The following is an 11674-nucleotide window of genomic DNA, read 5'->3' as shown; positions in this document are numbered from 1 at the left end:
ATATTTAAATAGCACTAATAAAGTATTACGTTACCTATCTGACTCATCTTACTCGGTTTACTTGCTACATCAACCTATTATAACGATTGCTGCTTATTACTATATTAAATATGTAAATCATTATAGTTTTACTTCTTATTTAACTTTAGTATTAATAGCAGTATTGATAACTTACTCAATTGATTTTCTAGTTGTTAGAAAAACTACCATTGGTAAATATCTCTATACCGGAGTTAAGACTAAATAATCACAATAATTAAGAGTCTATTCTACATTTATAATAAAAAATCTCGTATCGCCATATGGCGATACGAGATAAACTATGGAGACGGCGGGAGTTGAACCCGCGTCCAAGGATCTTGCCTCGTCTCTTTCTACGTGTGTAGTTCTCGTTTAAAGTTCACATAGACTGTGGTACTGAACAAACCTGAATCTATGCTAGTCTGATTAAATTCTTCACACCCGCTTCAGACGGCAGAGAGTGTGTATATCCTACTAAAGTTGAATCATCTCAGAAGGCCGCAGGAAAGCGTACGAGATGATGTAGCGGCAATTAAGCAGCTACTAAATTATTATTTTTGCCAGTTATTATTAACTGAGTATCGTTGTTGACGAAGCCGAAACCTCCGACACGCTTAAGACGCTCAACCAACCCCTGTCGAATCCAGAACGTCCCCTAATATATAAGACAGTCTCTTGACTGCATTTAATATCATATCATTTTTTGAGAATTCTCTCAATCTATTTACATATTACGTTCTTTTAGCGCACGATCGATATCTCGTTTCATTTGCTTTTGTTTTAAGTCTTCACGCTTGTCATACTTTTTCTTACCTTTTGCTAATCCGATTAATACTTTACACACACCGTTCTTAATATAGAGTCTGAGTGGTATTAATGCATGACCTGGGTTATGAAGATACCCGATCAGCTTATCTATTTCTTTTTTATGAAGCAGTAGTTTACGATGTCTTAATGGGTCATGATTAAATCTATTTCCTTCTTCGTAAGGTGCGACATGCATGTTATATACGTACATCTCACCTTTAAAGTCACGGCAGAATGCATCTTGTAAGTTTGCACTACCGCGACGTATGGATTTTATTTCTGTTCCTTTTAAAACAATTCCTGCTTCAATCGTATCTTCTATAGAATAATCATGACTCGCTTTTCTATTCTGGCTGAGTACTTTACTATGATGTTTTTTCATACGATTCTACTTCCTTTTCTTTTTGCCTTTACCCTTCGCCACTGATTTATAGAAAGGTTTCTTAGATTTAGGTTTCTTACCGCGAGATTCATTTACCTTATCTCTATGTGAACGGCTTCGCGTTTTTGCTTTGATATTCACTGGTTTTCTGTTTCTGGGTTCTTCGCGTTTACTATCCGGCATTCCGACGACCTTAAAGTCTATTAAGCGCTCGTCTAGGTTCACGTCTTTTACTTCTATTTCTACAGTATCTCCAATTCGGAAGACTTTACCTGTGCCTTCTCCAAGCATTGCCATCATACGCTCATTGAAGTTATAAAAATCATCCGTTAAGTTATTTACGTGTACAAGTCCTTCAATTGTGTTCGGTAATTCTACGAACATACCAAAGTTCATGACACCACTGATCACACCTTCAAATTTTTCACCAATGTGTTGTTGCATGTACTCTGCTTTCTTCAAGTCTACTGTATCTCTTTCAGCATCCACTGCTCTACGCTCACGTTCTGAAGTGTGCTTCGCAATTTCAGGTAATTCTTCTTTAAAGTGGTCTACAGTTTCTTTACGCACATTCTTATTGATGAGATATGTTCTAATCAATCTGTGTACCATTAAGTCTGGATAACGTCTGATTGGTGATGTAAAGTGTGTGTAGTACTCAGTTGAAAGTCCAAAGTGTCCGAGGGACTCTTCTGAGTATCGCGCTTGTTGCATCGATCGGAGCATAAGTGTTGAGATTACCATTTCTTCAGGGGTATCTTTCACTTGTTCTAAAATTTCTTGTAATGCATGTGGGTGAATCTGGTTCCCCTTACCTTTTACAAAGATACCGAATCCTGTTAGGAAATCAAAGAACTGACGGAGTTTATCCTCTTTAGGGTCTTCGTGTACACGGTAAATAAATGGTAACTCCATCCAATGTAATGTTTCTGCTACTGTCTCGTTCGCGAGTAACATAAACTCTTCAATCAGTTTTTCACCTGCACCACGTGTTCTAAGTACGATATCTTCTGGTGCACCTTCTTTATCAACTAATACTTTTGCTTCATTGAAGTCAAAGTCAATCGCACCACGGAGATCTCTCTTGTGTCTTAAGATTTTTGCAAGCTCACCTGCATCTTGAATCATTGGTGTGATTTCATGGAACTCATTCTTGGTCATTTCATCATCGTCTTCTAGAATCTTGTTTACTGCAGTGTATGTCATTCTGTAATCAGACTGAATCACACTTTGAAAGATTTCATGATCGACAACTCTACCTTCGCTATCCACTTCCATGCGACAACTCATTGCAAGTCGTTCTACATCTGGATTTAATGAACAAATACCATTTGATAGTTTATGTGGCAACATAGGAATGACTCTATCAACGAGGTAGACAGATGTTCCTCGATCATATGCTTCAATGTCTAGTGGTGATCCTTCGTTAACATAGTGTGATACGTCTGCAATACTTACCGTTAATTCAAAGTTACCATTATCCAACTTTTTAACCGCAACAGCATCATCTAAGTCTTTCGCATCTTCACCATCAATTGTAATTGTTAGTTCGTCACGTAAGTCTACTCTGCCTAACTTCTCATCTTCCTGCACTGTGTCTGGAACAGATTCAACTTCGTGCATAACGTCTGTTGGGAAATCGATATTGATCCCATGTTGAACAACGATTGAAAGAATATCTACACCTGGATCATTTTCATGTCCGAGAATTCTTGTAATATGCCCTTCTGGATTTTCATTGTGTTCAGGGAATTTAGTGATTTCCACTAGAACTTTATGTCCAGATACTGCACCTAAGTTATTGCTTTTCGATACGAATATATCTTTTTTGAATGTTTGTTTGTCTGGTACTACGAAACCGAAGCCTTTACTTCCTTCGTAGCGACCAACGAGTTGTGTGATATTGTGTTCTAGAATCTCAACTACTGTACCTTCAGAGCTTTCTCCTCTAGATCCGTCTTTAAGTTCAACTAGCACTGTATCACCATCAAATGCACCGTTCACATCATTTGGTGGAATAAATACATCATCCATGCCTTCTTCAACCCGTAGGAATCCAAATCCACGCTTGTGCATAGAGAGTGTACCTTTCGCGTACTTCGACTCTGTTTGTTTAATATAACGGTCTTTCTTTGTTCTTCGAACGACACGTAACTCTTCTAGAGAGACTAAAGTTTTTACAAGTGCTTTAAAATCATCTGAGTCATGAGCGTCGAGTACGTTCGTTAATTCTTCTATTGTTAAGGGTGTATAATCATCACGATCGATGATCTCTAACACTTCACTTTTAAAATCTCTCATGAAAAATCCTCCTATATGTGTTCCTTAAGAAATTGATACTGATCTTCAAAAAAGGTTTCTTTATCTGTATCCATTGTTAATACGTGACCAGAATCTTTATAGTAGATTAGATCTTTCTCATCACTATCCACAGTATCATAAATAATTGCCGCACTTTCTTTGTCAATCACTACATCTTGCTCACCTTGAGCAATAAGCATCGGTATATAAACTTCATCTAAATCATCTCTCACACTCATGATAAATGAGCGAATATCTTCAAATACAGATTCGTAAGTTAAAGCAGCAATCTCTTTCTCTATTTCCCCTTCATCCTTCTGTTCAAAACGTGTTTTAAACATTCTAGCATAAGTTTTGAAGTTCTCTATTAAATCATCATTCGTTTTTAGTGACATAGGAGAGCATACAGTCGTTAGCGCTTCGACTTCACGTTCTAATGATAATCTAAGTCCTAATACGCCACCAATCGACAATCCAACAACAAAGATTCTGTCATATTGTTTCTTTAAATGATCGTATGCGTCTACAACCTGTTTATACCAAACATATGGTGAACTTTTTAAAATGTTTTCTGGAGCTTCACCATGACCCTCATAGTTAAATGAGTAGCTCGGTATATCTTGTTTTTCTAGGTATCTCCCAAGCTGTCTGACGTCTGAAGTGTTACCTGTAAACCCATGTAACATCAAGACAACATATGGCTTTGTACCTTCATTAAAATGAAATTGTTCAGGAATTTTTACTTGCATGATTAACACCTCTTATCCACATTGTACGTTAAATCAGAAGGAAACTAAACGTTGCAGAGTTAAAATGATGAATAAAAAAAGCCAAGCAATGTATACATTGCATGGCTTTAAATTCTTAGTTCATGTGTATTAACTAACGTAAGTTAATAAAATCATTATTAAGAAGAATGCGACAGCTAGTATCACTGTAATTCTGTGTAGTACTAGGTCCATCCCACGTGCTTTTTGTTTACCGAATAATTGTTCAGCACCGCCGCTAATCGCGCCAGATAATCCAGCACTTTTACCAGATTGAAGTAACACAACCGCAATTAGAGATATGCATACAATAATCAGCAACACGACTAGAGCTGTATACATTGCGTGTTCCTCCTGAGTATATATAACGTCTTAAATTATATCAGTGTTTTTTAAACTATACAATAGTTTCTACTACTTTTGTAAATTGTAGAACGCATCTAAACCTTTGTAAACTGCAGTTTCGTATAATTCGTCTTCGATGCGTAGTAATTGATTGTATTTCGCAACACGGTCAGTACGTGAAGGTGCACCAGTCTTAATTTGACCAGCATTTACTGCAACAGCAATATCAGCAATTGTAGTATCTTCCGTTTCACCTGAACGATGTGAGATTACTGAAGTGTATCCTGCACGTTTAGCCATTTCGATCGCATTGAACGTTTCAGTTAATGTACCGATTTGGTTCACTTTAATTAGGATTGAGTTACCGACACCTTGTTCAATCCCTTGAGCAAGCTTGTCTGTATTCGTTACGAATAAATCGTCACCAACAAGTTGTACCTTATTGCCAAGTTTTTCAGTCATTCGCTTGTGGCCTTCCCAGTCATTCTCATCTAAGCCGTCTTCGATTGAGATGATTGGATATTTATTGCATAGCTCAACATACCAGTCTACAAGCTCATCAGATGAGTATGATTTACCTTCTCCTGAAAGTTCATATGTTTTCGTTTCAGCATTGTAGAACTCACTTGAAGCAACGTCCATCGCAAGAACAATGTCTTTCTCTGGCTCATAGCCCGCTGCTTTAATTGCAGAAATTAAAGTCTCTAAAGCTTCTTCGTTAGAACCAAGGTTCGGAGCGAATCCACCTTCGTCACCCACTGCTGTCGATAACCCTTTTTCTTTTAATACTTTCGCGAGCGAGTGGAAGATTTCAGTTCCCATACGTAACGCATGTTTAAAGTTTATCGCACCAACTGGCATAATCATAAATTCTTGGATATCTACGTTGTTGTCTGCGTGCTCTCCACCATTGATGATATTCATCATTGGTACTGGGAGTTCAACCGCATTGAATCCACCTAAGTATTTATATAATGGTTGTCCAAGGTAGTCTGCTGCTGCATGAGCTGCTGCCATAGATACCCCAAGGATTGCGTTCGCACCTAAACGTGATTTGTTGTCAGTGCCATCTAAAGCAATCATCATCTTATCCAGTGATACTTGTTCTAAAACTGAGAATTCGCCTTCTACAATTTCTGGCGCAATGAGATCATTGACGTTCTCTACTGCCTGAAGCACACCTTTACCAATGTAACGATCTGCGTCACCATCTCTGAGTTCCACTGCTTCGTATTCACCTGTCGAAGCTCCAGAAGGTACGATTGCGCGACCAAACGCGCCAGATTCTGTTAAAACCTCTACTTCAATCGTTGGGTTACCTCTTGAGTCGAGCACCTCACGTGCGTATACATCAGTAATAATTGACATTTAAATATCTCCTTAGTAAATAAATTATTTGATTAATGAATGTCCAGTCATTTCTTCTGGTTGCTTAATTCCAAGTAAATCAAGTACTGTTGGTGCGATGTCCGCTAAAACTCCACTACCGACATCAATGCCTTTCTTCGTGACGATGATTGGAACAGGGTTGGTTGTATGTGCAGTCATTGGTGAACCGTCGAGTTGTAAAACCTCATCAGAATTCCCATGATCCGCTGTGATGATTGCGACACCATCTTGTGAGAGTATTTCTTGTACAATTGGTCCTAAACACTCATCTACCGCTTCAATCGCTTTAATTGTAGGCTCTAATTTACCACTATGTCCAACCATATCTGGGTTCGCAAAATTTAGAATCATTAAATCTAATTCTTTTGTTTTTAATGCCTTTACTGCTCTATCTCTCACTTCATATGCACTCATCTCAGGTTGAAGATCATATGTCGCAACTTTGGGTGAGTCTACAAGTATGCGAGACTCGCCGTCAAAAGGTTCATGACGTCCACCTGACATAAAGTATGTGACATGTGGATATTTTTCTGTCTCAGCAATTCTCAGTTGTTTCATTCCATTGTTAGAAACGACTTCTCCAACTGTGTTCTTTAAATCATCTTTATCAAATGCGATATCCGCACCGATTGCATCGGTGTAGTTTGTGAATGTTGTAAACATTAAATTCTCATAATCAATCGAATTAAATGAATCAAACTCAGGATCTTTAAACACGCGTGATAGTTGAGTCGCACGGTCTGGTCTAAAGTTAAAGAATATAATTCCATCTCCGTCAGAAATAAATTCTTTTTCTTCACCAATGACAAATGGTGTCACAAACTCATCTGATACGTCACGCTCATAGCATTCTGTGATTCCAGAACATGCATCTTTAAACGTAGGACCCATGCCCTTCGTAATCGTATCATATGCTTGTTTTGTACGCTCCCATCTTTGGTCACGGTCCATTGCATAATACCTACCAGAAATTGTTTTGATTTCGCCGATACCGATTGTTTGAATCTGTCGTTCTAGCTCTTCTACATATATGAGCGCTGATTTTTTTAGAACATCTCTGCCATCTAAGAATGCATGGATGTATACTTCTTTAATATCATGCGCCTTTGCGAGTTCTAATAGTGCGAATAGGTGTTCATAATGTGAGTGAACACCACCATCACTGAGTAGACCCATGAGATGTAGCGTACGGTCATTTTGTTTCACATGTTGAATTGTTTTTAATAATGCTTCATTTTGAAAAAAGGACTTATCTTCTATAGATTTATTTATACGCGTTAAACTCTGATAAACGATGCGCCCTGCACCAATATTTAAATGACCCACTTCAGAGTTACCCATCTGCCCTTTTGGAAGACCGACCGCTTCTCCTGAAGCAACAAGCATATTGTGTGGATATTCATTATAGAAATAATCAAAATTGGGTTTGTTCGCTTGACGAACGGCATTACCTTTCACTTCGTCCCGACATGCGAAACCATCTAAAATAATTAAACCGACAGGCTTAGTCATTTTTGGCACCTTCTAGTAGTGCAACAAAGTGATCCACTTCGAGTGACGCACCACCTACTAAAGCACCATCGATATCCTTTTCAGCCATGTACTCCTTAATATTTTCTGGTTTAACAGATCCACCATATTGAATACGTACCGCTTCTGCTACAGACTCATTGTATAACGAATGAAGTGTTTCACGAATGAATTTGCACATGTCATTCGCGTCTTTACTTGTCGCTGATCTTCCCGTACCTATCGCCCAAATCGGTTCATACGCCACAACAACCCTTGATGCTTCCTCTTCAGTTACATTCGCAAACGCTTTTTCAATTTGCGATTTAATCAGTGATTCGTAAGAGCCATCTTCACGCTCTTCTAATGATTCACCCACACACACTACAGGTACGACATCTTTTTCTAACGCTTTAAGAATCTTTTTATTGACCGCTTCATCCGTTTCAGCAAAATACTGCCTTCTTTCACTATGTCCAATAATAACGTAGTTTACGCCAAGATCCGCAAGGCTAGCAATTGAAACTTCACCAGTAAACGCACCACTATCTTCGTAGTGTCCGTTCTCTGCTCCAATGCCAAAACTTGTCTCTTTAGAGCCTGAAACAAGATCGCTTAAGTGAATGAACGGCGCACAGATGCCCGCTTCAACACTTTCTGGTAGTTCTCTTGTCTTTAACTCATCAATAAATTCAACCGCTTCACCCAGCGTCTTATGCATCTTCCAGTTACCAAGAATAATTGGTGTACGCATTATAAATCTCTCCTATTTATCATTAATTGCATTTAGCCCAGGTAATACTTTACCTTCTAAGTATTCCAGTGATGCGCCACCACCCGTAGATACGTGTGAAAACTTGTCTGCGAACCCAAGTGCCTCTGCAGCTGTCGCAGAATCTCCACCACCGATAATCGTGATCGCATCCTCTAATTTAGCAAGTGACTCACATACTTTTACAGTACCTTCTGCGAAATTTTCCATTTCGAATACACCCATCGGTCCATTCCACACGACTGTTTTTGCATCTTTAAGTATGTCGTTAAACAGTGCTACGGTTTTCTCTCCAATATCTAATGCCATTTCGTCCGCGTTGATACCATCAAGATTTACTGTTCTAAATGCGCTATCATTACTGAATTCTTTCGCTACAACTAGGTCTACAGGTAATACTAACTTGTCCTTACCTTTTTCAATTAGTGATTTAGCTAACTCCAGGTTATCCTCCTCAACTAGAGACTTACCCGTATCATGGCCTAATGCGCGAACGAATGTGTTAGCCATTCCACCACCAATTAAAATCTTGTCTGCTTTTTCAAGTAAACGTTCGATTACCGTAATCTTATCGGATACTTTCGCACCACCTAAAATTGCTACGAATGGACGTTTAGGCTCATCTACTGCATTTCCGATGAATTCAATTTCTTTTTCCATTAAAAAACCAGAAACAGCTTCTACGTTTTCAGAGATACCGACGTTAGACGCATGCGCACGGTGAGCCGTACCAAACGCGTCGTTCACGAATACATCCCCGAGAGAAGCCCAGTATTTACCGAGTTCCGGATCATTTTTACTTTCTTTTTTACCATTTAAATCCTCAAAGCGCGTATTCTCTACAAGAAGCACCTCTCCGACTTGTAAGTCATCTACTGCACTTTCAAGTTCAACACCACGTGTCTCGTTCACAAATAAAACGTCATTATCAATTAATTGACTTAAACGTTCTGCTACTGGGAAAAGCGATAATTGCTCTTTGTCACTTTCTTCCTTCACACGACCGAGGTGTGAGAATAATACGACTTTAGCACCTTGGTCTAAAATATATTGGATCGTTGGGAGAGCTGCTTTGATACGCTTGTCATTCGTGATGACTCCGTTATCCATAGGTACGTTAAAATCTGCACGTACAAGCACTGTTTTCCCTGTCAATTCAACATCTTTAACTGTCTTTTTCATGAATACGCCTCCATTAATAACACTATCCTCATTATACAGATATCGACCACAATTTTAAATTAAAAAAAGACGGTTTACTCACCTAAATGAGTGAAATAACCGTCTATATACTCATGTATTGTGAAAAAATCGATAATCCCTTCTTGAATCACTTTGTCTTGATGCATGATCACAGGAATCCTTAACATATATTTCTCTTGTAACGTATCATCGAAGTCGATGTTGATACTTTCATAACCCACGTCTTCAAAACCATCTAATGCAAGCTTTAGCTGAATCATCGCATCGTCACATAACTTACAGTTGTTTCTCATGAGTAACTTAAGACGCATGCGTGTTGTCCCTCCCACGTTTAGATATATTGCGGAAAATTTCATAAAACATTTCAGTCAAAATGATTCCCATCGCTATAGAGAATGAAATGAGTGCTGCTTGGAACCCTGCATCTAATGCTTTTGAATAATCACTTTCTACGATATTCCTTACCGCTTCATACGCTTTACCACCAGGTACAAGGGGAATAAGTCCACATGTTACAAAGACGATCATTGGCGCATGGAATTTTTTCGTAAAAAATATAGAAAAAGACGTGAGCATAATCGCACCAGCAAAGTTCGCTATTAATGGGTCAATTTCTAATGCATTGAATAATATATAGTACGTAAGCCATGCACATGCACCAGTCACGCCACTTGCGATCAAATGCTTTCTTGGGATGTTAAACAGGATACCAAAACTAAATGAGGCAAAGAAACTAAATATGAATTGTAAAATGATGTTGCTCATATACTTAACCTCCTAGTACGAAGACGATACCGACACCCGCACCAATAGCAACCGCTGTAAGTCCCGCTTCGACCCCTTTCATTGTTCCTGCCAAGAAATGTCCACGAATTATTTCTCTCAAAGCATTCGTAATAGGCACACCAGGTACAAGTGGCATGACTGCCGCTATGATAATGAGATCCACATTGGTACCAAATCCAAGTTTTACATATATCCCTGCAATTAAGGCAATCATAAATGCCGCAAGAACTTCAGTAAAAAACTTAATGGACGTATATCGTTGAATCCACTCTGTGATAAATACACCCATGCTCGCAGCTATGAAAGTGACTGGTAAATCACTGACAGAACCTTTAAACATCATCATAAACATCATGCCAGCAACACCACCAAAAAGGACCATAAGCCAAAATGGAAAAATTTTAGAATCATTTATTTTTTTCAACTCATAAATGGCATCATGAATCGATAATCCAGCAACGATACGCCGTGACATATCGTTTATATTTACTACCTTTTCAAGGTTATTATTTCGAACATCGATTCTGACTTGTTGAGATAGCCCATAGTCATTCATAGAAAGAATAATCACCGTTGTGGTTACAAATACTTGAACGTTTGATATACCATAATGCGTTGCAATACGAAACATCGTATCCTCAACACGATAAGTCTCTGCACCATTTTCCATGAGCGTTTTACCAGAGTTTAATGCGACAAAGAACACTTTTCGTACATATTTTAAATCAAGACTGTTATCCGGACGATCGATTTGTTCTAGTTGATCAAGCACCTTTAAACCTCCAACTCATCAATTATCTTTCTATTATACGTGAGAAGCGCTGAATTGATAACGATATTCATAAAATAGTTACATGCTCAGTGTGCAGGAGGAATGATTCATTTCATATTCTGACCTTACAGGTTTAAAAAATGTTTGTACGGGTATAGATTTATAACAATATAATTGGAGGATTTAGACATGAATTTAAAAGATTATGGCAAGGATCCACTTACGATTAACATTGAAGATGCAACACTACAGAATGAAAACTTTAGAACGACATTATGGACAGGTGATTTCTTCCAAGTGACTTTAATGTCAATTCCTGTTGGTGGAGATATTGGTTTAGAAATTCATAAAGACACAGACCAATTTTTACGCTTAGAACAAGGTAAAGGTAAAGTACAAATGGGAGATTCTGAAGACAATCTATCTTATGAAAAAGAAGTTGGTGCAGATGATGTGGTGATTGTACCATCTGGTAAATACCACAACATTACAAATATTGGTGATGAACCAATGAAGGTATATTCTATTTATGCACCACCGCATCATCCAAACGATACTGTACATGAAACACAAGAAGACGCAATTGAAGATGAGGGCCATGAACTTTAAAGGCAGAAAAA

General features: G+C 38.3%; 12 protein-coding genes, 1 other RNA gene and 1 pseudogene. 2 read left to right on the top strand and 12 right to left on the bottom strand.

The genetic code is table 11. The annotated features are described in order from the left end of the window. Nucleotides 1–247 (top strand): annotated as a pseudogene (locus H9D55_RS08130) (hypothetical protein); the annotation flags it as partial. Nucleotides 248–320: 73 nt separating this feature from the next. On the opposite strand, the gene ssrA reads toward H9D55_RS08130, so the two are convergent. The 12 genes from ssrA to H9D55_RS07760 form a co-directional block, all read right to left on the bottom strand. After that, nucleotides 321–677: a transfer-messenger RNA gene (ssrA, locus tag H9D55_RS07815) on the bottom strand. A gap of 68 nt (nucleotides 678–745) precedes the next feature. Beyond that, a complete protein-coding gene (smpB, locus tag H9D55_RS07810) occupies nucleotides 746–1210 on the bottom strand; it encodes an SsrA-binding protein SmpB (protein WP_186078350.1) in 465 nt (154 codons plus the stop codon). 6 nt (nucleotides 1211–1216) lie between these two features. Beyond that, nucleotides 1217–3511 carry a ribonuclease R gene (rnr, locus tag H9D55_RS07805; RefSeq protein WP_186078348.1) on the bottom strand — a complete coding sequence of 765 codons (2295 nt, stop codon included), beginning with the start codon at nucleotides 3509–3511 and terminating at the stop codon, nucleotides 1217–1219. An 11-nt stretch (nucleotides 3512–3522) separates the two neighbouring features. Then, nucleotides 3523–4260: an alpha/beta hydrolase gene (locus tag H9D55_RS07800; RefSeq protein ID WP_186078347.1), complete on the bottom strand. Its 738-nt coding sequence runs from the start codon at nucleotides 4258–4260 to the stop codon at nucleotides 3523–3525. 129 nt (nucleotides 4261–4389) lie between these two features. Further along, nucleotides 4390–4620 (bottom strand): preprotein translocase subunit SecG, encoded by a 231-nt coding sequence (secG, locus tag H9D55_RS07795; protein ID WP_186078345.1) that lies wholly within the window; start codon nucleotides 4618–4620, stop codon nucleotides 4390–4392. Nucleotides 4621–4692: 72 nt separating this feature from the next. Then, a complete protein-coding gene (gene eno / locus H9D55_RS07790) occupies nucleotides 4693–5991 on the bottom strand; it encodes a phosphopyruvate hydratase (RefSeq protein ID WP_186078343.1) in 1299 nt (432 codons plus the stop codon). 24 nt (nucleotides 5992–6015) lie between these two features. After that, complete coding sequence (gpmI, locus tag H9D55_RS07785; protein WP_186078342.1) at nucleotides 6016–7524, bottom strand: 2,3-bisphosphoglycerate-independent phosphoglycerate mutase; 1509 nt, start codon at nucleotides 7522–7524, stop codon at nucleotides 6016–6018. Next, entirely contained in the window at nucleotides 7517–8275 is a 759-nt protein-coding gene (tpiA, locus tag H9D55_RS07780; RefSeq protein ID WP_186078340.1) for a triose-phosphate isomerase, read from the bottom strand. The genes gpmI and tpiA overlap by 8 nt, the downstream gene beginning before the upstream one ends. Before the next feature lie 12 nt (nucleotides 8276–8287). Continuing rightward, nucleotides 8288–9475, bottom strand: coding sequence for a phosphoglycerate kinase (locus H9D55_RS07775; RefSeq protein WP_186078338.1), 1188 nt, complete (start codon nucleotides 9473–9475; stop codon nucleotides 8288–8290). A 74-nt stretch (nucleotides 9476–9549) separates the two neighbouring features. Then, a complete protein-coding gene (locus tag H9D55_RS07770; RefSeq protein WP_186078336.1) occupies nucleotides 9550–9807 on the bottom strand; it encodes a glutaredoxin family protein in 258 nt (85 codons plus the stop codon). Then, the gene (locus H9D55_RS07765) at nucleotides 9797–10261 is read right to left on the bottom strand and encodes a threonine/serine exporter family protein (RefSeq protein ID WP_186078334.1); all 465 of its coding nucleotides are present in this window, start codon (nucleotides 10259–10261) and stop codon (nucleotides 9797–9799) included. The genes H9D55_RS07770 and H9D55_RS07765 overlap by 11 nt, the downstream gene beginning before the upstream one ends. Nucleotides 10262–10265: 4 nt before the next feature. Beyond that, on the bottom strand, nucleotides 10266–11054 hold the full coding sequence (locus tag H9D55_RS07760; RefSeq protein ID WP_186078333.1) for a threonine/serine exporter family protein: 789 nt from the start codon (nucleotides 11052–11054) through the stop codon (nucleotides 10266–10268). Nucleotides 11055–11243: 189 nt separating this feature from the next. Between H9D55_RS07760 and H9D55_RS07755 the strand changes: the two genes are divergently transcribed. Next, complete coding sequence (locus H9D55_RS07755) at nucleotides 11244–11663, top strand: cupin domain-containing protein (RefSeq protein ID WP_186078331.1); 420 nt, start codon at nucleotides 11244–11246, stop codon at nucleotides 11661–11663. Nucleotides 11664–11674 lie beyond the last annotated feature (11 nt).

The organism is Phocicoccus pinnipedialis (genome assembly GCF_903994035.1).
In the GTDB taxonomy this organism is placed as follows: Bacteria; Bacillota; Bacilli; order Staphylococcales; family Salinicoccaceae; genus Phocicoccus; species Phocicoccus pinnipedialis.
Note: the sequence above shows the minus strand (reverse complement) of the source record. Positions and strands in the feature narration are given on the sequence as shown.

Excerpts from the sequence above, each read along its gene's own strand:
- secG (WP_186078345.1), bottom strand. The coding sequence starts at position 4,620 with ATGTATACAGCTCTAGTCGTGTTGCTGATTATTGTATGCATATCTCTA.
- gpmI (WP_186078342.1), bottom strand. The coding sequence starts at position 7,524 with ATGACTAAGCCTGTCGGTTTAATTATTTTAGATGGTTTCGCATGTCGG.
- H9D55_RS07770 (WP_186078336.1), bottom strand. The coding sequence starts at position 9,807 with ATGCGTCTTAAGTTACTCATGAGAAACAACTGTAAGTTATGTGACGAT.
- H9D55_RS07765 (WP_186078334.1), bottom strand. The coding sequence starts at position 10,261 with ATGAGCAACATCATTTTACAATTCATATTTAGTTTCTTTGCCTCATTT.
- eno (WP_186078343.1), bottom strand. The coding sequence starts at position 5,991 with ATGTCAATTATTACTGATGTATACGCACGTGAGGTGCTCGACTCAAGA.
- H9D55_RS07755 (WP_186078331.1), top strand. The coding sequence starts at position 11,244 with ATGAATTTAAAAGATTATGGCAAGGATCCACTTACGATTAACATTGAA.
- smpB (WP_186078350.1), bottom strand. The coding sequence starts at position 1,210 with ATGAAAAAACATCATAGTAAAGTACTCAGCCAGAATAGAAAAGCGAGT.
- rnr (WP_186078348.1), bottom strand. The coding sequence starts at position 3,511 with ATGAGAGATTTTAAAAGTGAAGTGTTAGAGATCATCGATCGTGATGAT.
- H9D55_RS07775 (WP_186078338.1), bottom strand. The coding sequence starts at position 9,475 with ATGAAAAAGACAGTTAAAGATGTTGAATTGACAGGGAAAACAGTGCTT.
- H9D55_RS07800 (WP_186078347.1), bottom strand. The coding sequence starts at position 4,260 with ATGCAAGTAAAAATTCCTGAACAATTTCATTTTAATGAAGGTACAAAG.
- tpiA (WP_186078340.1), bottom strand. The coding sequence starts at position 8,275 with ATGCGTACACCAATTATTCTTGGTAACTGGAAGATGCATAAGACGCTG.